Source organism: Primorskyibacter flagellatus (assembly GCF_048268605.1).
GTDB classification, from domain to species: Bacteria; Pseudomonadota; Alphaproteobacteria; order Rhodobacterales; family Rhodobacteraceae; genus Primorskyibacter; species Primorskyibacter flagellatus.
In genome coordinates this window covers 1-23,489 of record NZ_JBLWVF010000022.1, presented here as the reverse complement: position 1 = coordinate 23,489, position 23,489 = coordinate 1, and the positions used below count along the sequence as shown (strand labels likewise).

19 protein-coding genes and 3 tRNA genes are annotated in these 23,489 nt (G+C 60.0%); 8 read left to right on the top strand and 14 right to left on the bottom strand.

Annotation, left to right across the window (positions count from 1 at the left end; translation table 11 throughout):
• Positions 1-129: 129 nt before the first annotated feature.
• A complete protein-coding gene (iolG, locus tag ACN0WV_RS17030) occupies positions 130-1,128 on the bottom strand; it encodes an inositol 2-dehydrogenase (RefSeq protein ID WP_417607365.1) in 999 nt (332 codons plus the stop codon).
• A 137-nt stretch (positions 1,129-1,265) separates the two neighbouring features.
• On the opposite strand from iolG, the gene ACN0WV_RS17025 reads away from it, so the two are divergent.
• Entirely contained in the window at positions 1,266-2,279 is a 1,014-nt protein-coding gene (locus tag ACN0WV_RS17025) for a LacI family DNA-binding transcriptional regulator (RefSeq protein WP_084354417.1), read from the top strand.
• Between the two features lie 66 nt (positions 2,280-2,345).
• Here ACN0WV_RS17025 and ACN0WV_RS17020 read toward each other — a convergent pair whose 3' ends face one another.
• From ACN0WV_RS17020 to ACN0WV_RS17000, 5 genes are all read right to left on the bottom strand, one after another.
• Positions 2,346-3,860: a malonate--CoA ligase gene (locus tag ACN0WV_RS17020; protein ID WP_417607363.1), complete on the bottom strand. Its 1,515-nt coding sequence runs from the start codon at positions 3,858-3,860 to the stop codon at positions 2,346-2,348.
• Entirely contained in the window at positions 3,857-5,113 is a 1,257-nt protein-coding gene (locus ACN0WV_RS17015; RefSeq protein ID WP_417607362.1) for a malonyl-CoA decarboxylase, read from the bottom strand. Before ACN0WV_RS17015 ends, ACN0WV_RS17020 begins: the two co-directional genes overlap by 4 nt.
• Before the next feature lie 146 nt (positions 5,114-5,259).
• Positions 5,260-8,313 carry an efflux RND transporter permease subunit gene (locus ACN0WV_RS17010; protein WP_417607360.1) on the bottom strand — a complete coding sequence of 1,018 codons (3,054 nt, stop codon included), beginning with the start codon at positions 8,311-8,313 and terminating at the stop codon, positions 5,260-5,262.
• Between the two features lie 4 nt (positions 8,314-8,317).
• On the bottom strand, positions 8,318-9,343 hold the full coding sequence (locus ACN0WV_RS17005) for an efflux RND transporter periplasmic adaptor subunit (protein ID WP_417607358.1): 1,026 nt from the start codon (positions 9,341-9,343) through the stop codon (positions 8,318-8,320).
• Positions 9,344-9,575: 232 nt separating this feature from the next.
• Positions 9,576-10,415 (bottom strand): LytTR family DNA-binding domain-containing protein, encoded by an 840-nt coding sequence (locus ACN0WV_RS17000; RefSeq protein WP_417607356.1) that lies wholly within the window; start codon positions 10,413-10,415, stop codon positions 9,576-9,578.
• Positions 10,416-10,714: 299 nt separating this feature from the next.
• On the opposite strand from ACN0WV_RS17000, the gene ACN0WV_RS16995 reads away from it, so the two are divergent.
• Both ACN0WV_RS16995 and ACN0WV_RS16990 read left to right on the top strand, forming a co-directional pair.
• Positions 10,715-10,791, top strand: a tRNA-Asp gene (locus tag ACN0WV_RS16995).
• Positions 10,792-10,859: 68 nt separating this feature from the next.
• Positions 10,860-10,936, top strand: a tRNA-Asp gene (locus tag ACN0WV_RS16990).
• 215 nt (positions 10,937-11,151) lie between these two features.
• Here ACN0WV_RS16990 and mepK read toward each other — a convergent pair.
• Entirely contained in the window at positions 11,152-11,721 is a 570-nt protein-coding gene (gene mepK, locus ACN0WV_RS16985; RefSeq protein ID WP_084354405.1) for a peptidoglycan L,D-endopeptidase MepK, read from the bottom strand.
• Between the two features lie 318 nt (positions 11,722-12,039).
• On the opposite strand from mepK, the gene ACN0WV_RS16980 reads away from it, so the two are divergent.
• From ACN0WV_RS16980 to ACN0WV_RS16965, 4 genes are read left to right on the top strand one after another with little or no spacing between them, the layout of a single operon-like run.
• A complete protein-coding gene (locus ACN0WV_RS16980; protein WP_417607354.1) occupies positions 12,040-13,659 on the top strand; it encodes a L,D-transpeptidase family protein in 1,620 nt (539 codons plus the stop codon).
• Positions 13,660-13,689: 30 nt separating this feature from the next.
• The gene (locus ACN0WV_RS16975; protein WP_417607353.1) at positions 13,690-14,781 is read left to right on the top strand and encodes a UDP-3-O-(3-hydroxymyristoyl)glucosamine N-acyltransferase; all 1,092 of its coding nucleotides are present in this window, start codon (positions 13,690-13,692) and stop codon (positions 14,779-14,781) included.
• 35 nt (positions 14,782-14,816) lie between these two features.
• On the top strand, positions 14,817-15,077 hold the full coding sequence (locus ACN0WV_RS16970; protein ID WP_417607351.1) for an acyl carrier protein: 261 nt from the start codon (positions 14,817-14,819) through the stop codon (positions 15,075-15,077).
• A complete protein-coding gene (locus tag ACN0WV_RS16965) occupies positions 15,074-16,282 on the top strand; it encodes a beta-ketoacyl-[acyl-carrier-protein] synthase family protein (protein WP_417607349.1) in 1,209 nt (402 codons plus the stop codon). The genes ACN0WV_RS16970 and ACN0WV_RS16965 overlap by 4 nt, the downstream gene beginning before the upstream one ends.
• A 129-nt stretch (positions 16,283-16,411) precedes the next feature.
• Here ACN0WV_RS16965 and ACN0WV_RS16960 read toward each other — a convergent pair whose 3' ends face one another.
• The 6 genes from ACN0WV_RS16960 to ACN0WV_RS16935 form a co-directional block, all read right to left on the bottom strand.
• The gene (locus ACN0WV_RS16960; RefSeq protein WP_417607347.1) at positions 16,412-17,347 is read right to left on the bottom strand and encodes an AEC family transporter; all 936 of its coding nucleotides are present in this window, start codon (positions 17,345-17,347) and stop codon (positions 16,412-16,414) included.
• Between the two features lie 82 nt (positions 17,348-17,429).
• Positions 17,430-18,230, bottom strand: a complete 801-nt coding sequence (locus ACN0WV_RS16955; RefSeq protein ID WP_417607345.1) for an MBL fold metallo-hydrolase — start codon at positions 18,228-18,230, stop codon at positions 17,430-17,432.
• Positions 18,227-19,033: a TatD family hydrolase gene (locus tag ACN0WV_RS16950; protein ID WP_417607343.1), complete on the bottom strand. Its 807-nt coding sequence runs from the start codon at positions 19,031-19,033 to the stop codon at positions 18,227-18,229. The genes ACN0WV_RS16955 and ACN0WV_RS16950 overlap by 4 nt, the downstream gene beginning before the upstream one ends.
• A 2-nt stretch (positions 19,034-19,035) precedes the next feature.
• The gene (locus ACN0WV_RS16945; protein ID WP_417607341.1) at positions 19,036-20,196 is read right to left on the bottom strand and encodes a DNA polymerase III subunit delta'; all 1,161 of its coding nucleotides are present in this window, start codon (positions 20,194-20,196) and stop codon (positions 19,036-19,038) included.
• Complete coding sequence (gene tmk, locus ACN0WV_RS16940) at positions 20,193-20,819, bottom strand: dTMP kinase (protein WP_417607339.1); 627 nt, start codon at positions 20,817-20,819, stop codon at positions 20,193-20,195. Before tmk ends, ACN0WV_RS16945 begins: the two co-directional genes overlap by 4 nt.
• The gene (locus ACN0WV_RS16935) at positions 20,816-21,985 is read right to left on the bottom strand and encodes a D-alanyl-D-alanine carboxypeptidase family protein (RefSeq protein WP_417607337.1); all 1,170 of its coding nucleotides are present in this window, start codon (positions 21,983-21,985) and stop codon (positions 20,816-20,818) included. The genes tmk and ACN0WV_RS16935 overlap by 4 nt, the downstream gene beginning before the upstream one ends.
• Before the next feature lie 299 nt (positions 21,986-22,284).
• Between ACN0WV_RS16935 and ACN0WV_RS16930 the strand changes: the two genes are divergently transcribed.
• Positions 22,285-22,374: transfer RNA gene (locus tag ACN0WV_RS16930), tRNA-Ser, on the top strand.
• Between the two features lie 167 nt (positions 22,375-22,541).
• Here the strand turns inward: ACN0WV_RS16930 and ACN0WV_RS16925 are convergent.
• The gene (locus ACN0WV_RS16925; RefSeq protein WP_417607335.1) at positions 22,542-23,093 is read right to left on the bottom strand and encodes a recombinase family protein; all 552 of its coding nucleotides are present in this window, start codon (positions 23,091-23,093) and stop codon (positions 22,542-22,544) included.
• Between the last annotated feature and the right edge of the window lie 396 nt (positions 23,094-23,489).

Genomic DNA, 23,489 nt, shown 5'->3' with positions numbered 1-23,489 from the left:
GCCATCCCGACCCCAAGCCGAAGCCCGCAAGCAGTCCCCGGCTTATCCGGATTTTGCCGGATTATGTTTGGCTTGAAACGCTGATCTACCTCCTTCTGATCCCGAACTTCGGCCACATTGCAACCGGTTTCAACAATATTCTGACAGCTTGACCGGCGCGCCCGTTCTGGCGGAACGCGTGGCGGCCTCTGCCATCGCCAGTGCGGTGACGCCGTCATCCAACGTGACAGGCATGGGGGATCGGGTCGTGACCGCCTCGACAAATGCCGACCATTCGGCAATGTAGGCGGGCATGTAGCGCTCCAGGAAAAAGTAGGTGGGCTTTGCTCCTGTAACGCCTGAACTTGTCGATTTAACCACCGTGTTTTCCAGCATATTCTGCGCCTGTAGCAAGCCTTCGGACCCCAGTAATTCCACCCGTTGATCGTAGCCGTAAACGGCGCGGCGCGAGTTCTTGATAACGGCGATCCGGCCATCGGCGTAGCTCAGCGTGACCACGGCTGTATCGACATCCCCAGCCGCGCCGATCGCCGCATCGACGACCGAACTGCCCACCGCGCTGATCGAAACCGGTGCGTCGCCCATGATGAAATTTGCCATGTCGAAATCGTGGATCATCATGTCCCGGAACAACCCGCCCGACACTTTGATATAGCTGACTGGCGGCGGTGCGGGATCGAATGAGGTGATCGACAAAAGCTCGGCCTTGCCGATCTCGCCCGCATCCAAGGCTGCCTTGAGCGCCCCGAAACTGGGATCGAACCGGCGGTTGAAGCCGATCATCACCGGCATGCCGGTCTTTGCAACGGCCCGTTGGCAGGCTTGCGCACGTTCCAGACTTAGATCAACGGGCTTTTCGCAAAGCACGGCCTTTCCGGCGGCGGTGGCTGCTTCCATCAGATCCGAATGGGTGTCCGTGGAGGTGGCAATCAGGACCGCGTCGATTGTGGGATCGGCAATGATTTCATCCGAGCTTTGCGTCTTTGCGCCGAATTCCGCTGCCAGCTTGTTCGCGTTTTCCGCAGTCACATCAGACACGGCCACCAAGCGGCTACCCGAATGTGCCGAAATGGCCCGTGCGTGTACGTTGCCGATGCGGCCCGCGCCCAGAAGCCCAATATTCAGCATGTTTCCCCCGAATCCTGTTGTTGCGGGCCATGGTGGCAATTTTTGCACACGCGTGCAACAAAAAACTGCACGCGGGTGCAAATGTTCTGGAGGCTGGGTGGTTAATCAGCTAGCCTGACAATAAGGAGGCGCGGAACATGCCATCAAATGTCGCACAAGACAGCATCACTGCCGACGATGTCGCGGAACTGGCAGGCGTGTCCCGTTGGACTGTAAGCAGGGCGTTCAAGAAAGACGCCTCGATCTCTGCCAAGTCCCGAAAGAAGGTTCTCGAAGCCGCGACAGAGCTTGGCTATGCGCCGGATCTGTTGGCGGCGAGCCTCGCGTCGGACAAAAGCAACCTTGTTGCACTTCTGGTCGATGATTTCGCCAACCCGCACAAGCTGGTGATGATGGAGCGGCTGACTCGCATCCTGCGCAAGAATGGTTGGGATACGTTGCTGGTGAACACTCTGGACGAAAACGATGCCTCTGCGGCTTTGATGAATGCCAGCCAGCGCAGAGTGGACGCGGCCGTGCTGATCGGTGTGAACTTCAACGATCAGGAACTGGCTGCGGCGCTTGGCGCGCGCCGTGTCAAAAAGCTGATCGTGTTTGCGCGCAGCTCTGAAAACCCCAACACGATTTCGATCTGCTGTGATGACCGGTCAGCGATGACAGAGATCACTGGCCACGTCATCCGCAAGGGTTATCGGCGGCCATTGTTTCTGGCCGGTCCGCAGACTCAATCCGCCCACCTGATGCGGAAGGAAACATTTGTCAGACTGTGGCATGAGGCCAATGGGGACAGGCCGGATTTCATTTCCGTCGGCAGTTACGATCCGGCGCTGGCCTACCAATCTGTCGCGGATCGCATGCGAAACAGCACGACAGACGCCAGGCCTGACGTCGTCGTTTGCGAAAACGATGCGCTGGCGATGGGGGCCGTCGACGCGATCCGCTATGAGTTGGGCCTGAAAGTACCCCAGGACATTGCCGTGACCGGCTTTGACGACGTACCCCAAGCGGCCAGCCCGCATTATTTGCTGACCACCTATCGGCAACCGATTTCCGCGATGGCCGAAGGGTTGGTGCAGGTTTTGAAGGGCGAGTCCGACACAACGGATCTTTGCCGGTTTTCGGGACAATTGATCATTCGTGACAGTGCCTGACATGTGCAAATTCCCGACCCGTTTCTCGACTGCGACGAATGTTGGCGACAGGAAAACGCCAGTTTTTCAATCCGTGACGAAAAGACCCTTGTAGGCCTCGCGCAGCAGGTTTTTCTGGACCTTGCCCATCGTGTTGCGGGGCAGGGCATCCACGGTGATGATCTTGCGTGGGTGTTTGAAGCGGGCCAATTGCTCGACGCAGGCCGATAGAAGCTGCTCGGTGGCTGGTGTCTGGTCTTTCTCGGGCACGATTACCGCAACTGCGGTCTCGCCGAAATCCTTGTGCGGAACGCCGATCACTGCGCTTTCAAGAACGCCGGGCTGACCGTCCAACACAAGCTCAATTTCTTTGGGGTAGATGTTGTAGCCGCCGGAAATGATCAGGTCCTTGTTTCGGCCGACAATGGTGACGTAGCCATCTTCATCCTGCACGCCCAGATCGCCGGTGATGAAAAAACCGTCCGCGCGCAATTCAGCGGCGGTCTTTTCGGGCATCTGCCAATAGCCCTTGAAGACGTTGGGACCGCACACCTCGATCTGCCCGACCTCACCGCGCGGCAGTTCCTCTCCCGTGTCGGGATCGGTGACCTTCAATTCGACGCCGGGCAGGGGCAAGCCGACAGTGCCGGCCCGGCGCTCGCCCTCATAAGGGTTGGAGGTGTTCATATTGGTTTCCGTCATCCCGTAGCGTTCCAGGATGCGGTGCGCGGTGCGGTCCTCGAACCGGATATGCGTTTCGGCCAGTAGCGGCGCAGAGCCGGATATGAACAGCCGCATATGCCGGGCAAGATCGCGGTCAAAGCGCGCATCCTCCAGCAGCCGGGTGTAGAAGGTTGGCACCCCCATCATCGTCGTCGCTTCGGGCAGGCGTGCAATAATGGTGTCGGGATCGAATTTCGGCAGAAAGATCATCGCCCCGCCTGCCAGCAGCGTCACATTGGTCGCCACGAACAGCCCGTGCGTGTGGAAGATCGGCAGCGCGTGTATCAGGACGTCCTGTGCCGTGAAGCGCCAATACTCCACCAGCGTTTCCGCGTTGGACAGGAGGTTGGCCTGAGTCAGCATCGCCCCTTTTGATCGCCCGGTGGTGCCGGACGTGTACAGTAAAGCGGCCAGATCATTCTCTGTGCGGTCTGCGGTCTGGAAGGTCACAGGCTGCGTTTGCGCGGCGTCCGGCAGGCTGCCCGTTCCATCGCCATTCAACGTCATCAACTGCGCGCCCAAGCTTTCGGCCATCGGGCGCAGATCTTCTTCGGTGGCACCGTCGCATACCATCAGCTTTGCGCCGGAGTTTTCGACGAAATATTCCAGTTCGTCGTGGGTGTAGGCGGTGTTCAGAGGCAAAAAGACAACGCCTGCCTGCACACAGGCCGCATAAAGCGCCAGTCCTTGTGGCGATTTTTCGACTTGCGCGGCCAGCCTGTCACCGGGCTGCAAACCTGCGCGTGTCAAAACATGCGCGAATTGCGCCGCCATTTTCAGGAAATCGCCGTGGTGCAGGACCTTGCCGGAGGGCAGCAGCAAGAACGGCGTGGACTTGCCTTCGTGAGCCCCGAAAAGACGATCATAAAGCGGGTTCATGGTGCGGTTTCCTTCAATCTCGCCTCACCGGCCTGAGCCAGACTTCGCAGATCCGGCGAGGTGGCAATGACGCCGTCAGACGCAAATTTCTCGTGGTTTTGCGACACGCGGGCCAGATCGTAAAGGTAGTTGACCATGACGCCCTCAGATTGGGCGCGCCCTTTGGGCGAGGTGTCGGCCCCCGCATGCAGGGCATGTACCACCGCGCCGTTGCCCAAATGAAACCGCGCCACCGGATCCAGCGGCTTGCCGTTGTCGCGTTTGGCGCGGGTCAGATAGTAGGCCGCCAATTGGCGCAGGGTTGTGTCGTCCCGGGTGCTGTCAGGCAGATCCTGATCGCCCAGCCAGCGGACAAAACCGGGGATTGGTGACAGCGTGACAAAGGTTTTCAGTCCCGGCAGTTGCGCGGACAGATCCGCAGCCACCTGTTTGATCAGTGAATTGCCGAAACTGATTCCGGCCAGCCCGGACTGGCAGTTGGAGATCGAATAGAACACCGCCGTGTCGGCCTGTTCAGGCGCAAGCGCGCTGCGGCCTTCGGCCAAAAGCGTCTGGATAGAGCCGGGCACGCCCTTGGTCAGCGCGACCTCGACAAATATCAGCGGATCATCCGGCATGGACGGGTGAAAGAAGGCAAAGCATCGTCTGTCGGCAGGTTGCAGACGGCGGCGCAGTTCATTCCAACTGTCGATGGCATGCACGGCCTCATAGGCGATGATCTTTTCCAGAATATGCGCAGGGCTCTCCCAGCTGATCGGCCGCAACACCAGAAAGCCGCGATTGAACCACGAGGCAAAAAGGTGACGAAGGTCGAGATCCAGTGCCATCAGCGCGTTGTCCTCCCGTCCCAGCCGCAGAAGATCGGACCGCATCGACACCAAAAGATGTGTGGCTCCGGGGACTTGATTCAGGCGGCGGACAAGTTCTTGCCGGGGCGGCTCGGCAGCGGCCATGAAGACGCGATAGCTGGTCTTGCCCGGCGATGCCTCATAGGCATCCAGTGCCACGCGCACCGCTTGGGGGTCCAGATCCATCCCAAGCGCCATATGGCGGAAGAAATCCAGCTTTTCGGCGTCGTCCCACCGGGCATAGCGGTCAAGGATCTGGCGCGCGACGGCCTGCCCGGTCACATCGCCCGAGGCGCTGACAAGATCGTCCGTCAGCTCTGACAAGGTGCGGTCGTCCTCCCGCGCGAGGCCAAAGCGGTAGCGACGGTCGAAAATGTTGCTTAACAGATCGGCAAAGATGCTCACAATGTGACTCCCATCACGACTTCAGGCCACAGGATTGCCCGTTCCGCAAACAGGCACAACAGGGCAATCGCCGCAAGGTGGCTTGCGAGTTGGGAAAGCTGTCACGACCCAAAGCGGATGAGCGCTTTGGGCCGAGGTATTTGCTTTCAGGCGTTGGCCTTCGCATCTGCCCGACGTTCTTTCGGAAAGAAGCTGTAATAGAAGACCGGTGCCGCGATCAGGGTCAGGACAGAGGCGAATCCCAGCCCGCCCATGATGGTCACCGCCATAGAGGCAAAGAACGCGTCGGACAGAAGCGGGATCATCCCCAGGATCGTCGTTGCCGCCGCCAGAACGACGGGGCGCAGACGCGAGGTTGACGCGTCCAGGATCGCCTTGCGGAAGCCGACGCCTTCGGCACGGACCAGATCGATCTCTTCGACCAGAACGATGCCGTTCTTGATCAGCATCCCCGAGAGGCTGAGCAGACCCAGCAACGCGGTGAACGAGAAGGGCAGACCGGTGCCCAACAGACCCAGCGCCACGCCGTTCACGCTCATCGGGACAAGCAGCCAGATGATAACCGGCTGACGGATCTTCCCGAACAGCAGGACAGAGATCAGCACCATGGTGATCAACGACAGCGGCAATTGCTTGCCCAGCGATGCCTGCGCTTCGGTCGAATTTTCATACTCGCCACCCCATTCCATCTTGTAGCCTTCGGGCAATTCAATCCCTTCGACCGCACTGCGGATCTGGGTGAAGACCGTCGCGGCATTCACGCCCGCCGGAACGCCGGCCTGAACGGTGATCGTCTCCACCCGGTCACGACGCATCAGAAGTGTATTCTGCGCCTCCCATGCGAAGCCGTTGGTGATCTGTGATACCGGGATGTAGGATTTGGCTGCCGCCGAATAGACCGGCAGATCCGACAAATGCGCGCTGCCTTCAGACGCGGCGCTGTCAGTGCGCAGAACGATCGGGATCAACCGGTCACGTTCGCGGTAGACGCCGACACGAATGCCTTCGGACCCCAGTTGCAGCGATTGCGCGACATCCTCACGGCTGACGCCGGCGGCTTTTGCCCGTTCGTCAGCGAATCGCGGTACGATCACCAATTCACGTTCCCGCCAATCGGTGCGCAGATCCTGCAACTGATCGGAGGTTTCGGTCAGCACGGCGGTTGCCTCTTGTGCCAGACGGCGCAGCACGACCGGATCGGGGCCGGAGAATCGTGCCGCGATGGGCGAGCCGCCGCCCGGCCCGAAGGCCAGCCGCTCGGTCCGGAATTCCCCGGAGGTCAAGGTGCTGCGACCGAAGGCTTCGAGATCTTTGCGCAAGTCCGGGATCTGTTCCAGCGTATTGGTGCGAATGATCAGGTGGCCATAGGTCGGAAGGGCTTCCTCTGGTGCGTAGGTCAGCATGAAGCGGGTAGCCCCGCCGCCGATGAAGGTCGAGACAGAGACAACCTCGTCGCGGTCCGCCAGCCAATCCTCAAGCTGCGCCATATCGTCGGACACACGGTGAATGCTGGCACCCTGCAGCAGTTTGTAATGCACATAGAAGAGCGGCGTGTTGCTGTCTGGAAAGAACTGCTGCTTGACCTGCCCGAAGCCGATATAGCAGACCACCGTGATGCCGATCAGCGCAAGAATGACCAGATAGCGCAAGCGCAGTGCCGCGGACAACACCGCGCGGTAGGTCCGGAACAGCGGCCCGCCATATTGGTCGCCAGCGTCGCCGGTGCCGGTCTTGAAGAAATAATGCGCCAGAAGCGGCGTTGCGGTGATTGCCAGAATCCATGACAGCAGAAGCGAAATCCCGATCACCGCAAAGAGCGAGAACAGGAATTCGCCCGTCGCGTCCGGTGACAGGCCGATCCCTGCAAAGGCCATGATGCCGATCACCGTGGCACCCAGAAGCGGGGTTTGCGTCTTGGCGGCGACATCCTCCGCGGCATCGCGCGCGGTCTTGCCTTGCGCCATGTCGCCTTGCATGCCTTCGGCCACAACAATGGCGTTGTCCACCAGCATGCCCATCGCGATGATCAGCGCACCAAGCGAGATCCGTTCCATCTCGATGCCGAAAATCGCCATCAGAAAGATCGTGCCGACAACGGTCAGAAGCAGTGTTGCGCCCACAACCACAGCCGCGCGCCACCCCATGAACAGCGCCAGCACCAGCACGACGATGCCCACCGACATCGCCAGATTTAGCAAAAAGGCGTTCGACGCTTCATCCACCACCACATGTTGCTGGTAGACCGGGTGCAGTTCGACCCCTGCCGGCACGTCGCGCATGATTTCGGCCAGACGCACATCCACCCGTTTGCCAACATCGACGATGTTCAAGGCGGCCTTGCCCGCGACACCCAGGGTAAAGGCCTCCTGGCCCTGAAACCTGATGATCTCGGTGGGCTCTGTCACCCGGCTGCGCGAAACCGTCGCAAGATCCAGCATGTCGATGACCTCGCCGCCGACACCGATGGTCAGGTTGGCGATTTCCTCGACGGTTTCCGTGCCCTCGGGGGCCTGAATGCGGATCTGCTGCCCGCCTTGGGTGACGCTGCCCGCTTCGGTGCGGGTGTCCGTGTTCGACAGCGCACCCGCGATGGCGTTGGGTGCGATCCCCAGATTGGTGATGATCGAGGTGCTGGCATCGACATAGACTGCTTCTTCCGGCAGGCCCGCCACCGCGACATCCGCCACGCCGTCCACCGCCAAAAGCTCGCGCCGCAGGTAGTCCGCGATTTCGTGACGCTCTGCATCGGAAAATCCGGGAGCTGTCACCGCATAGAACACACCGTATACGTCGCCGAAATTGTCATTGACGATGGGTGTGCCAGCCTCAGGCGGCAGGCTGCGTTGCGAGTCCGCCACGCGGTTGCGCAGTTTGGTCCAGATCGCCGGCAGTTCGGTGCCATCATAGGTCGATTCGATATTGACCGAGATGCGGCTGACGCCGGGTTTGTTGGACGAGGTGATAAAGTCGATCTCACCCATCTTTTGGATCTCGGATTCGATGGGTTCCGTGACCTCGCGCGCCACCTGTTCAGCGGTCGCACCGGGGTATTGCGTGAAGATGATGGCGTTCTTGATCGTAAAGGCCGGATCTTCGAGGCGGCCGATGGTGGCGAAGCCCCAGATCCCGCCCAGCAAACATGCCAGCATCAGAATCCAGGTGATCAGCGCCTTGTCGATGGACGCGCGCGCGATGGACATGGGCTTATTCTCCGACGCGGGTGAAGGGGCGAACGGATTGACCATCCGTGAGCTGTGAAGCGCCGGTCAGCACGATCTGCGTGCCGTCTTCGGGGCCGTCGATCATGTGCAACTGGCCGTCTTCCTGCAACTCCACCTCAACCGGGACGCTGCGGACCTTGCCATCCTCGAAGACCATGACCGACGGAGCACCCGCCGGGTCATAGATCAGCGCTGTTTCTGGCAGGATGATGCCGTCGGGTTGGGTGCCTTCGGCCGAGGCATAGACCGTCACCGACGCGCCGGGAAGAACGTAGTTTCCGGGGTTTTCGGTGAAGGCGAGGGTGATCGTGTAGGTCTGGCCGACCGAGGACGTCTCTGCTTCGAATTCGCGCATGGCGAGCGCAAAGCGTGTGGAGTCGCCCGGCAGTTCTGCCGCAAATGTGACACCGCCACCAGCACCGGCCTGCCGGAACAGGACCTCCGGCACTTCGATGTCGACGCGGATTTCCGAAACGTCATGCAGGCGCACAACCGGCGTACCGGCTGCCACAGTGGTGTAATTTGCGACCAGCCGCCGCGCCACCAAGGCATCGAAGGGGGCGTGCAGCGTGGCATGTTCCAGGTTGTCCTGCGCGCCCGCAAGTGCAATATCGGCCAGCTGAAGCTGGGTTTCAGCGTCGCGGACCTGCACTTCTGATACGGCCTGACCACGCAGCGATTTCAGGCGATCCGCATCTCGCTGGGCTTTGTCGTAATTCGCTTGGGCCTGCGCAAGGGCACGTTCGTACCCGTCCAGATCAAGCCGGGCAATCAGGGCGCCGCTGGCCTTTTTGCTGCCTTCATCGGCGTTCAAGTCCACGATCTGTCCACCCACCTGAAACGCTAGGTCGACGGTCTGGCGTGCCTGCACCTGCCCGAAGAACTGACGTTGCAGAACGACGGGGCCAGAACGTAGCTCTATCAGTTTTACGGGTTTCACCACCTCTTGTGCGGTAAGCGAAGAGGCGGCCAGAGCGAGGACTCCGAGAAATGGAAGAAAAAAGCGCACGGCGTGTCCCTTTTGTGTGGTTCCGCGATTCGCTGCACAAATATGCCAAAGTCGGACAAATGCAAACTGATCGGTTCAGTTATTTTGCCACAGTTGCGCACTGACGTTGTGTCGAGCCGCCCTTGATAGCGGATATTGTCGGACTCTCGCTGCGCAATCGCAAGGGGAAGCGTCTTGAACGGAACTGTCCACGCATGATCTTGTAGTCTGGCAGCGTGCCTCGGGAGGAGCGTCACCTCCGGCGATTCAACCAGTCTTCAATTTCGCGAAGGCGCGTCCGCGCAACCGGGACCACAGTCTTGTCCTCCAGCACCAAGACATGCCGACTGCCTTCGCGATCCAGGCGTGGTTTGGCGTTCCGCGACACCCACCAGGAGCGATGCGGCTGAATACCATCCTCTTGAGCGGTCTGGGCAATCAGATCACTCAGACGGGCACGGTGCCGGATATGGGTGTCTTGCAGTTGGATGTGGATAAAATGTTCCTGTGCGCAAACGTGATAGAGGCGATCTATCGGAAGGCGATGGTGCCCAACCGCAATGTGGCGCGGCTGGGCCTCCAGCGCACGGGTCTTCACCGAACGCGTTTTTCTTATGATCTCAGGCAGGACATAGCGGGAGAACACTGTCTCCAGCACTTGAACGGTCAGAAATAGTGGCAGGAATCTCTTCGGAGCGAAGATGCGAAGATCTGTCCCGGAGAATGAATCGGCAAGCGCCGTTGTCAGAGAAAGTGCCGGTATCAGCACCAGAATGCTGAGCAGCGGCAGCGGCACAAGAAGACGCGGAAATCTGGTTTGCAGCAGAGCAACAACCAATAGTGCCGGAGTATAGAGCGCAAGATAGACAACGAAACCCGCGACCCAATACCCGGCAGTGACCGGAAAAGCATAATGGACGCTGATGTTGGACGGGTCGGCTGCCAGCAACACGACGATGCTCAGCGCGTAAAACAGCAAGGTTTTACGATGCAATAAATAATCAGGTACATCTTCCAGCCGAACGTCGAGAGATCTGCCAAGAATGTCGACGAGACGTATATCCGGTTCGAAATTGCCTATTTTTCTTGTCACGGGTCAAATCCAAGCCATCGAGGCGATACGAATTGAGTCTATCGTCTCTGTCGGTTGTGCGCGAACGGTTCCCATGCTTGACGGCCTGTGTTTTCGGGGGACTGTCGCTATTTAGCGTCACTTTGATTTACCCAAGCCTGCGCCTTGGCTTTATTCGCGCAAGCGTCGGATTAAGACATCGGCAAGGCGCATTTCCGCGAAGTGGAAAAAATGCGCTGTGCAGCCTGCGGAAACTGCTTGACGGTCGGCAGACAGCGCCATAGAAGACCGCTCACGCCCAAGGTTCGGGTGTGCAGCGGGCGGTTGTAGCTCAGATGGTTAGAGTACCGGCCTGTCACGCCGGGGGTCGCGGGTTCGAGCCCCGTCAACCGCGCCACCGCTGCCAATTTCGAACCAGGGTCAGGATCACAGCCGAACGTTCTGTTCGGGATCCGATACAGATGCGCGGTTGTAGCTCAGATGGTTAGAGTACCGGCCTGTCACGCCGGGGGTCGCGGGTTCGAGCCCCGTCAACCGCGCCACTACTGAATAACATGTCAAAATTCAAAATATTCCGGGAACTTGATCGCTCGTCGTGGGTTGGATTTCCATGATGGGTACAGGCAGGATATTTCGAGAAATTGGCTGCAAGCCGATGTTTTCTCCCGCTGCGGGAGGTCTCGACGAAAAAAGGCACCCTGAAGGGTGCCTAGCAGAACAGGAGGGGACGCTCGGTCCTTCTGATCGTTTGGGTCGCTTAACGTCCCCAGCTGCGCACAGGACCACAGTCCATGTGCACGAAATCGGATTTCGAATAACGCCCCACGCCGCCTGCATGACAGGCCGCCGCAGCCCGCGCCACTTGGCTGACCGAACGCGATCCAAGTCGCAGATCCGCAGCCTGTCCCTTGAGGTGCAGCGAGTTTTTCGCGACACCCGACGAGCGCGCGCGCAGCATCGCATTGGTTTTAGGGCTGCGATAACCGGACAACAGCATGTAAGGTTCGCTGACATCCATAAGATTATGCGCAGCCGCCATGATGTCGATGGTGCGCAAGTCGATTTGCTTGACGTCGTTCGTGCGCCAGTCGCGCATGAAGTGGTGAACTTCTTTCACGGCATCGGCAATATAGTCACCTTCGATCCAATAGATCATATCAAGCCGTTCGCCAGTTCGCCCGGAATACATGCGTATCCGGCGAATGTCGCCGGCACCGCGCAAAAAGCCGGCTGCGTTGCTGAAGGTTGGTGTCGCCGTGACCATGGTTGCAGCGAATGCACCAAGAAGGTGCCGCCGCGATACTCCGCGAGTGCGTATGTCAGTCATGTTATTAGCGCCTGTCCCGTCGCTCGGTTTCGTGATGCCCGTGTCGTTGCACGGCCGTGATGTGACATCCCCGCCTGACTTATTGCATATTCCGATTCGACGACCAAGGCCGTTTTCGGTGTCCGGCAGAGGATCAAGAGATTTGAGCAATTTTTCGCTGAAATTGGTAAAGATGTGGCTAATGTGTCCGCAAACAGGTGCGGGGCTGCACCACGAAGATCTGTTTGGAAGAAGTTTACCGTTTGTGAATAGACTTGTGGGCAGTTTTGGACGAGATGCGTTTAGATGGGGATATCAGTTGTTGTAAGGGGGGTTCGTATGAGCCAACGTTTGTCGGTCAATCTCAAACTGCACCTGCGGGTCATCTCGGTCGCCACCATACTTGCATTGACATGGCCTTTTGCCGCGACGGCGCAGGTAACGGCGTTCAAACAGGCAGTGGCCGAAGCTGCTGCGCAGGACACTGATATCGCTGCTTTTTATCGGGCCAACGATTTCGATCCGATCTGGACCGGAAGCTCCTCTGACGACAAGGCGCGGCGACAGGCATTGCTGGATGCTGTCGGGACGGCGAACGCCCACGGGCTACCTGCGGGCCGCTATGATGCGACGATGCTGAAGACCAAGATGCAGGGGGCGACCGATCCGCGTGCCCGCGGTCACGTCGAGGTCGAACTCAGTAAGGTCTTTTTGCAATTCGCTCGCGATATACAGACCGGGATTCTAACCCCCTCGCGCATTGACAGCGAGATCAAGCGCACTGTTCCACTGCGCAATGGAACTTCTTATCTTGCCGCCCTTACGACAAGCAGCCCCGCAGCGTTCTTCAAAGCCTTGCCGCCGCAATCGCCCGAATATGCGCGCCTGATGAAAGAAAAACGTGTGCTTGAAATGCGGCTCGCGCAGGGCGGCTGGGGGCCAAAAGTGAACGCCGACAGTTTGAAGCCCGGTCAAACGGGCAATGCGGTGGTTGCATTGCGCAATAGGTTGATACTGATGGGATATCTTGGCCGGACGGCTCAGGCCGGTTTTGATGCGCAGATGCAGGCGGCCGTGCAATCATTTCAGCAGGATAACGGGTTGTCGGCCGATGGTGTGGCCGGGGCCGTCACAATGGCGGAGATAAATCGCGATGTCGAGGACCGGCTGGCCTCTGTCATTGTGGCGATGGAACGTGAGCGCTGGATAAACCTACCCGAAGGCCTGGGTGAACGGCATATCAAGGTGAACCTCACCGATTTTTCCGCCAAGATCTACGATGACGACAAACTGACCTTTGAAACGCGTTCGGTGATTGGTGCCGATCAGGGCGACCGGCGCAGCCCCGAATTTTCCGACGTGATGGAGTTCATGGTCATCAATCCAAGCTGGTACGTCCCGCGCTCGATCGTGACCAAGGAATATTTGCCAAAGCTGAAATCCAACCGCAATGCGGTCAGCCATCTGATTATCACCGATCGGAATGGCCGACAGATCAACCGTGGTTCGGTGAATTTCTCGGCCTACAACGCCCGGAATTTTCCGTTCTCGATGCGCCAGCCGCCGAGTTCCACCAACGCATTGGGTCTGGTGAAGTTCATGTTCCCGAACAAATACAACATCTATTTGCACGACACCCCTTCAAAAAGCCTGTTTGATCGCGAATCGCGTGCGTTCAGCCATGGGTGTATACGCCTGCAACAGCCCTTTGAATTTGCCTATGCGTTGCTGGCCAAGCAGACTTCGGATCCGCAGGGGCTTTTCCATTCCCGACTGAATGGCGGCAAGGAACAGCGCGTGACACTGGACGAACCGGTGCCGGTCCATTTGATCTACCGGACGGCGATCACCAAGGCGAAGGGCGGGTTGGAGTATCGTCGTGACGTCTATGGCCGTGATGCGCGGATTTGGGGGGCGCTGCGCAATGCAGGGGTGGCCCTGCGGGCGGTTCAGGGATAAACCACTCCGCGCAATGGTCCGGAGGATGCGATGAGCCACACCATCGGTGAGATAGCAGGTGCGCTTGGTCTGAAGGTTGCAGGTGATGCGAGCATCCGGATAACGGCTGTTGCAGAACCTGCCGACGCGCGCCCCGAAGATCTGGCGCTTGCGATGAAACCGGATTTTGCAGCGGATATTGGCAAAGGGCAAGCGCGTGCCGCGATGCTGTGGGAAGATGCGGACTGGCAAGCAATGGGGCTTCAGGGGGCCGTTCTTGCGGCGCGCCCGCGACACGCGCTTTCGGGCCTGTCCAGCATGTTGGACCCCGGACCGGGCTTCGCGCCGGGAATCCATCCCACAGCATGCATAGACGAAACTGCTGTTCTGGGTGCCGATGTGTCCGTGGGGCCGTTCACGGTGATCGGGCGGAATGTGAAAATCGGCGCGGGATCTGTCATCGGACCACAGTGCCATATTGGCGACAGCTCTGTTCTGGGGGAACGGGCGGAGCTGCGCGACGGGGTCCGCATCGGGGCGCGTGTCATCATCGGGGCGCGGTTCATCTGCCAATCAGGCGCGATAATTGGCGGCGACGGGTTTTCATTCGTCACGCCCGAACAATCCGCTGTTGAGCGCGCGCGTGGCACCCTGGGCGATCAGGGCGAGATCGCTGCGCAACCCTGGGCGCGGATCCATTCGCTGGGTGCGGTCAACATCGGTGACGATTGCGAAGTCGGCGCCAATTCCTGCATTGATCGTGGCACCGTGCGCGACACCCGTGTGGGCAACGGCACCAAGCTCGATAATCTTGTGCAGGTTGGCCATAACGTTGTGATTGGCGACCATTGTTTGCTGTGCGCGCAGGTTGGCGTGGCCGGATCCACTCGGTTGGGCAATCACGTGGTTTTGGGCGGGCAAACCGGCGTCGGGGATAACCTTTTCATCGGTGATAATGTGATCACCGGCGGCGGTACCAAGGTGCTGGCCAATGTGCCGACCGGACGTGTGATGCTGGGTTATCCGGCGGTACAGATGCAGAAACATATCGAAATTTACAAGGCCATGCGCCGCTTGCCTCGCCTGTTCCGTGACGTCGCTGCTTTGCAGAAATTGGTTTCAAAGCACGACCAGAACGGCTAAAGCCTCGCGCAGAACGTGACAACAGGAGCGGTGCCATGGAGATCAGGGACAAGGTGATCGAAATAGTGGCCGAGCAGGCTGTTCTTGAACCTTCAGACGTGACGATGGACAGCACGCTTGAGGAGTTGGGAATCGACAGTCTTGGGCTGGTTGAAAGCATCTTCGCGATCGAAGAGGCGTTTGACATTTCCGTACCATTCAACGCCAACAACCCGACCGAGAGCGAATTCGACATCTCGACCGTGCGGACCATCGTTGCGGGCATCGAAAAGCTGGTTCGAGACCAAAAGCCGTGAAACGTGTCGTCATCACCGGTGCGGGAACGATCAATGCTTTGGGCGGCGATGTTCCAACCACGCTGGAGGCGATGCGCGAGGGACGCTGCGGCATCGGCGAGCTGGACATCCGCGACGTTGACAGGCTGGCGGTTCGCATCGGTGGCCAGGTCCGGGACTTCGAGGCTGAGAAGGTCTTTAACCGCCAGCAACTGACGCTTTATGACCGGTTCACGCAGTTCACGCTGGTCGCCGCAGCCGAGGCCATTTCGCAATGCGGGCTGGAATTCACCGGCGAGTTGGCGGCGAAAGCGGGCGTCGTGCTGGGGACGGCTGGGGGCGGCGTGTCCACCTGGGATGACAATTACCGCTCTGTCTATGAGGACGGGAAGAACCGCGTGCATCCGTTTGTGGTGCCAAAGTTGATGAACAACGCAGCTGCCAGCCATGTCTCCATGCAGTATAATCTGAAGGGGCCGAGCTATACGGTTTCCACGGCCTGTGCGTCGTCGAACCATGCAATGGCGCAGGCGTTTCAGATGGTGCGGTCGGGCATGTCGAAAGCAATGGTAACGGGCGGGTCGGAGTCCATGCTGTGCTTCGGCGGAGTGAAGGCCTGGGAAGGTCTACGTGTGATGAGCCGCGATGCCTGCCGTCCCTTCAGCGCCAACCGAAATGGGATGGTGCAGGGCGAGGGTGCCGGGGTTTTTGTCTTCGAGGAATATGAGCATGCCCGCGCGCGCGGCGCCGAGATCCTGGCCGAAGTGATTGGCTATGCGATGAGTTCGGACGCCGCAGACATTGTGATGCCGTCAAAGCAGGGCGCGGCGCGAGCCATTGCAGGGGCGCTGGAAGATGCGCAGGTGTCGCGAAGCGACGTGGGCTATATCAACGCGCATGGCACTGGAACCACTGCGAACGACAAGACTGAATGTGCGGCTGTCGCGGACGTCTTCGGGCCATATGCCGATACGCTGATGATGTCTTCTACGAAATCGATGCATGGCCATCTGATTGGGGGAACCGGCGCGGTGGAGCTTTTGGCCTGCATCATGGCGCTGCGCGATGGGGTGATCGCGCCCACCATCGGTTATCAGGAACCTGATCCGGAATGCGCGCTGGACGTGGTGCCGAACGAGGCGCGCGACGCCGATGTCAAAGTGGCGCTTTCCAATGCTTTTGCGTTTGGCGGGTTCAATGCGGTTCTGGCGCTGCGCCGGGTCTGATCGCATGGCCGGGCTTGACCTGGCGGTGCGCCTTTCGGCGCGCTTTATGTCTCGTCAAAGGCCTTGCGGCCTTTTCCTCGCTCTGCGGCCAAAGGTGAGGTGACGCATTACGAGAGTGCAGCGCCAGGGTCATGGCAGCAGGTGAAGCCAGCCCCAGATTGTCACGATGGACAGCGCGGTTGAGATCAGCACCGCGGACGCGGCGACGCGTTTGGCCCGTCCGTACATATTGGCAAAGAGGTAGGTATTGACGCCGGGGGCCATGCTGGCGGTCAGCACGGCTGAGCGCATTTCCGCAGAAGTAAGACCAGTGCTGCGGCCCATCATGTAGGTGATCGCGGGATGCAGGATCAGCGACAGCGCGCAGACGAAGGCGATAACGCGCAGGTCGCCTTCGGGGCGATAGCGGTAGAGGATGCCGCCCAGACCGAAAAGCGCGCAGGGCAGGGCGGTTCGGACCATCATGTCGATCGCCTCTGCCGCAGGACCGGGCAGGCCGATGCCACCCAGGTTGAACGCGAACCCCAGCGCGATGCCGAGGATCAGCGCGTTGCTGAACATGGCACGACCGACGGTCATTGGCAGACGCGCCAGCCCCTCGCCGCGCGCATGCGCGCGGGCGACCTCCATCGCGGTGATGCCGACGGCGTAGCAGAACGGGGCGTGCACCGCGACGATCGCATAGTTGGCTTCCAGCGCCGAGGCCCCAAAGGCGCGTTCGGTGATGGCCAGCCCCAGCATCAGCGAATTGGAAAACAGACCGCAGAACCCGATGGCAATCGAATCCTCGACATCCCGGCCGAACAGGTAGCGCGCGCCGAGATAGCCAGCGCAGAAACCGGCCAGCGCGCCAGCGTAGAAGCTGCCCAAGAGGGCGATATCGAAGCTTTGGCCAAGATCGAGCTGCCAGATCGCTCGGAACAGCAGGCAGGGAAGGGCGAAGTTCTGGGTGAACTTCATCAAGCCGTCTACCGCGTCATTGCTGAACCAGCCGCGCCAGACCGCCGCATAGCCTGCTCCGATCACCAGAAAGACCGGCAGGATGACGTCGATCAGCGCCTGCATGGATGTGGCCTGATTTCGAAACCCAAAGGGGAGATTGGTGACAAACAGGGGCGGGCCGAAAAATGCGGCACCATCTTTCCGATCACAGCTTGTAGCGGATCACCATACCGTCGAATGCGGGGGTGATGTGGTCGGGGGTTTCAGCTTCAATGGTCGCATAGTCGAGGTCGTTATGCATATTCGTCAGGACGGCGCGGCGCGGCGCTGCCTGGGCAATCCAGTCCAGCGATTGCGCAAGATGCGAATGGGTCGGGTGCGGCTTGCGGCGCAGCGCGTCAAGCACCCAGCAGTCGAGGTTTTCGACCTGCGACCAGGCCTCATCGGTCATTTCTGCGACATCGGGCAGGTAGGCGAGGTTTTCAATGCGAAAGCCCAAAGCGTCGATTGAGCCGTGATTGACCTGAAACGGAGTCAGGTTAATCGGGCCACCTGCACCGTCGACAGTAAAGGGACCGTTGATCGTATGCATGTCAAGGATCGGCGGGTAGGGGCTGTCTTTCGGCTGCACAAACGCATAGCCAAACCGCGAATAGAGGCCGTTTTGCGTGTCGCCATCGGCCCAGACCGACAAGCGATTGCGAATGTTGAAAACGATCATTCGCAGATCGTCGATGCCGTGGACATGGTCGGCATGGCCATGCGTGTAGGCCACTGCGTCAAGTTCGCCGACACCTGCGTCCAGCAACTGCTGGCGAAGGTCCGGCGAGGTGTCGATCAGCACGCGGGTGGTGCCGTCGGGGGTTTCGCGCTCGACCAGCATAGAGCAGCGGCGACGGGTGTTCTTGGGGTTCTCGGGGTCGCAATCGCCCCAATGTCCGCCAAGGCGCGGCACGCCGCCCGAAGACCCGCAGCCGAGAATGGTGAAGCGAAGCTCTCGGGTCATGGCGCGGCCCGGTAGCTGGCGGCCTTGGCAAAGAGCCGGTCGAAATTTGCTTCTGTCTGTTGGGCGAACGCGGCATAATCGAGGCCGAAGACCTCTGCACCGACGCGCGCGGTATGCGCGGTATAGCCCGGCTCGTTTCGGCGCCCGCGATGCGGCGGCGGCGCAAGATAGGGGCTGTCGGTTTCCACCAGAATGCGCTCGACCGGGGCGGCAGCGAAAATGCCGCGCAACTCCTGGCTTTTGGGGAAGGCGGCAATGCCGGACATCGAAAGATAGAAGCCCAGATCAAGCGCGGCCTTGGCCAGTTCGGCGCTGGAGGAAAAGCAATGCATCACGCAGGAATAGGCCTGACTTCGGTGGGTTTCGGTCAGGATGCGGGCCATGTCGTCATCAGCCGCGCGCGCGTGGATGATAAGGGGCAGGCCGGTTTGCTGCGCCGCCTCGATATGGACGCGCAGGGACTTTTTCTGAATATCGGCGCTTTCCGACGTGTAGTGATAGTCAAGTCCGGTTTCGCCAATGCCGACGAATTTGGGATGCTGCGACAGGGCGACAAGGTCGTCCACCGATACTAGCGGCTCTTCTGCGGCGCTCATCGGATGTGTGCCTGCCGCGTAGAAAACCGGCGCGTGCGCCTCGGCGATGGCGCGCACCTGCGGTTCGTTCCGCAGTCGCGTGCAGATTGTCACCATGCGGTGAACGCCTGCCTCCAGCGCACGGTCGATGACGGCGTCGCGTTCCTCGTCGAAATCGGGAAAGTCGAGATGGCAATGGCTGTCGGTGATGTGTGGGATCTGGGTCATGGTCATCCGTGCTGCCGCGCGAGATCGGCGGCGGTACTGCGTAGTTTAAGCAGGGTATCAAGGATCAGCGCGGCCGGGTCAAGGTTGACCGCCCGGCCATGGCGCAGCCGCGCGCCGACGGTCTGGGCGGTCTCGGCCCAGGCGCGGGCGGCATGGGGCGAGGGGGCCAGCCGTGTCAGGATGCCCGCTTCATTCGGTGCGGCCTCGATCACCGGCGGCTGGCCCGTGGCACCGGTCCGCGCGACACGGGCAAGCGCCAGATCCAACAGGCCCAGCAGTAGCGCATAGCGATCCTCGGCGGTGCGACCTGCGGCGCTTTCGCCAAGGCGAATGGCGCGCGCGCGGTCAAGGTCGGGCAGGCCGCCCAGAAGCGAGATGATCTCGTCATACAGCTCCAGCCCGTTGAGGTTGACCAGCCGGATCGCCTCGCCCACGGATCCGGCGGACAGTTCGGCAAGGGCCGCGGTGTTGGCTGTCTCGGTCTCGATCCCGGCAAGCGCAAGGGCTTCGGCCATGCCATGCCTGTCCAGACTGTTCAGTCGCAATTCGCGACACCGCGAGCGGATGGTCGGCAGCAAGTGCGACGGTTGATGGCTGATCAGCAGCAGCGTGGTGTCGGCAGGCGGTTCTTCAAGCAGTTTCAAAACCGCGTTGGCGGCAGAGACGTTCATCTCGTCGGCCGCGTCGATGATTACCACGCGGCGTCCGCCATCGACCGCCGAGAGCGAGAAGAACTCCTTGAGCCGTCGCACCTCGTCGACGGTGATCTGGGTCTTGAGGCGTTTCGACTTTTCGTCATAGGGGCGGCGCAGAAGAAAGAGGCCGGGTTCGGACATGGCCAGAATACGCCGCGAGACCAGATGATCGGGATCGATGTCGAGCGTTTGCGGCGTGGCGTCAGGCAGCGCATCGCCGAACAGGCCCGCGCCACCTTCAGGTCGCGGCATCGGCGTGGCCAACAGAAAGCGCGCGATGGTCCATGCAAGCGTCGCCTTGCCAACCCCGTGTGGCCCGGTGATCAGCCAGGCGTGGTGCAGCCGTCCGCTGTTGAAAGCTTCGAGAAAAGCCGCTTTGGCGGCATCCTGTCCGATCACCTCGGGCGTTTCGCGCGGGTGGGGCGCGCCGGGGGCGCGGTCGGATTCGGGTAGGGCGTCATCACTCATGGCAGACAGGTTTCCACCGCATCCAGAACGTCCCGTGCCACCGCTTCTTCAGGGCGATTGCCGTCGATGACGCGGATGCGATCCGGAAATTCCTGCGCCAGCGCCAGAAAGCCCGTGCGCATGTCTTCCTGAAGCGCCACGCCGAAATCCTCGAACCGTTCTTCGACGGTCTGACGGGATTTCGCACGGGCCAGACCAGCGGCGGGGTCCATGTCGATCAGGATGGTCACATCCGGTTCCTGCCCGATCATCAGCTCGTGCAACTGATCCACCGCAGCGCGCAGATCACCACGGCTGAGACCCTGATACATGCGGGTGGAATCGGCAAACCGGTCGCAGATGACGATGCGATGGGCGGCCAGCGCCGGACGGATCGTGCGTTCCAGATGGTCGCGGCGGGCAGCGGTGAACAGCAACAACTCCGTCTCTGCCGACCAACGGTCAGGGTCGCCTTGCAAGACAAGCGCACGGATTTCCTCGGCCCCCGGACTGCCACCGGGCTCGCGGGTCAGCACCGCTTCATGCCCGCGCGCGGTCAGCGTATCAGCGAGGCGTCTTGCCTGTGTCGATTTGCCGGATCCGTCGATGCCTTCGAAGCTGACGAACAGTCCTTTAGGGGTCACAGCGCCCCCTCGGGACCTTCGTTCAGTCGTTTGATCAACACTTGGCTGACCGTCATCATGCGGTTGACGAAGCCGCCGCGCGCCACGTCACGGTCCGCCACAAGCGGCAATCGGTGTTCCGGCAGACCTTCGGGCTTGATGATCAGTTCGGCGAGTTCTTGTCCTTTTTGGACGGGCGCGGTGATCGGGCCGGTATAGACAACCTCGCCCTTGACCTCGTCGCCGCCCAGTACCGGCAAAAGCAGATCAAGATCCTCGGCCACGGTCAGGCCTACCTTGGCTGCATCGCCCATCCAGACGTCGGCCTCGGCGATCACGGTCCCGGCGCGCGCAACCGACTTGCTGGCGAATTGCCGAAAGGCCCAGTTGATGATCGCCTCGGCCTCTTCGGCGCGGCTCCGTTCAGTATCCAGTCCCGAGATCACCACGACCACCCGTCGATCACCCTGTGCCGCCGACCCGACCAGACCGTATCCGGCCTCGGTCGTGTGGCCGGTCTTCAGCCCGTCCGCACCGATCCCCAAAGACAGAAGCGGGTTGCGGTTGCGCACATTCTGCGGCGCGCGGCCATCGAACTCATACCGTTCTTCCGCGAACATCGGGTAGAATTTCGGAAAATCGGCGATCAGCCGCGTGGCCAGCAGGCCAAGATCACGCATCGACATCTTGTGTTCCGGTGCGGGCCAGCCGTTGGAGTTGGCGAAAACCGAGTTGGTCATGCCCATTTGCCGCGCGCGCTGGGTCATGTAGCGCGCAAAACCGCGTTCCGTGCCATCCGGGCTCAGCGCTTCGGCGATCACCGCGCAGGCATCATTTCCCGACAGGACGATGATGCCGCGCAAAAGATCCTCGACCCGGACACGGTCCGTGGTGTCCAGAAACATGGTGGAGCCGCCATAGGACATGGCGTGGCTGGAAACCGGCAGCCTTTCGTCAAGGCTGAGCCTGCCGTCGCGGATCGCCTCGAATGCCATGTAAAGCGTCATCAGCTTGGACATCGATGCGGGCGGCAGGGGCTGGTCGGCGTTCTTGGCCAACAGCACAGTCCCCGTGGTCTGGTCGAGCACGTAGGCTGCGCGCGCGCGTGTGTCGAATGCGTCTGCGGGCAGTGCGAACAGCATTGCGGCGACGAGGGCAGGGATCAATCGGCAGAGTCTTGGCAGCATCGCGGCGCGTTCTCCAGTCAGTTGCGAGTGCAGTTGATTGCCATATCGGCATCGGTCACGCCAGAGGCCGGCTGCACCAGAATTTTTCATGCGTCACCCTTTGCCTGCTCGGACCTTGAGACTGCGCCGGTTGTGCCGGTCCTCATGCTCAACAGGCGCGGGAAAGCGCCAACGGCCAAAGCCTACAGCGTCATCCCGCGCATGGAAAGTCCACCCGGCGCTGTCGGCGGAAAAACCCGCCTGCAAAGTTTGCTTTCAGAATCACCCGGACCGGTCTAGACGACAACCCACCGCGCGCCGGAGGAGTGGCAGAGTGGTCGAATGCACCGGTCTTGAAAACCGGCGTGCGTGAAAGCGTACCGTGGGTTCGAATCCCACCTCCTCCGCCAACCATCTACATTTCCTCTAAATTATTGATTTTAAAAGATTATAGGCCGGTGAGTTTTGATCTTACCACACATGTTTACCACACATGTTGGCTGGCGATTACCACACATGTTGGCCGGTTATTGCGCTAGGGCCATCGAACGTAGCCCCAGCGAGTGATGAAGAGATGCTAGATTCTGTTTTGGACAATCCGATGCACAGACCTCTCCGAGATGCCCAACTTACGAGCGACACCTCTCTTGCTCTGTCCCTCAGCTAAGAGGGCTACCACCTCGTCGCTTTTTAGCCGTGCTGTGGGTTTCCGGCCTTTGTACTTGCCCTCAGCCTTCGCCTTAGCGATGCCTTCCTTCTGCCGCTCCAGCATCATCTCTCGTTCGAACTGAGCGACTGAGCCAAGGACGTTGAGCATCAGCTTGCCCGTGGCGGTGGTGGTGTCCAGACCAAGGCTAAGGACCCTCAGCCCGATTCCCTGAGCCTCCAACGCTTCTATGATCTCGCCAAGGTGCCGAACAGATCTAGCCAGCCTGTCCAGCTTGGTAACGACGAACACGTCACCTTCTCGACAGAATGACATTGCCTCAGCCAGCTTGTCACGCTTGGACACGGAACTGGTTTGTTCGCTCCAGACTTTTTCGCATCCTGTTGCTTCAAGTTCTTTCTGTTGTGCCTCCAGCCCTGCCAGCTGCTCTAGGGTTGAGGTTCTTGCGTAACCGATCAGCATGTGTCGGCCTCCTTCTCTGCCAATGATGTCTAAGGGTTTGCGGCAGGGTGTCTGCCAAAAGCCGAAAACGACTTCACTGTCCCTCTAACCCGCTACATTCGAGGGCCGACACAAGGGCAAGGTCTATTGGCAGAGGGGTAAGGGGTTGGTTGGGTTGAACTTTTGGGATAAAGGAAGGGGGTGGGGGTGTTTTCAAAGCGACTTCAAAAAAGAGGGGGCTTTACTGTTCTTATTATTCGCTATTTTTTCCGGGCTTTGAACAAAGGAGAGACCCATGAATACACCAGCCAGAACCGATCTACCTGAAGCCTTGGCTCAATTGTCAATGAGCGTTCAAAACTGACCCGGTTTCAGCGATTAAATTTGACCCACCCTATGTGGCGCAAAGCCCCCAGG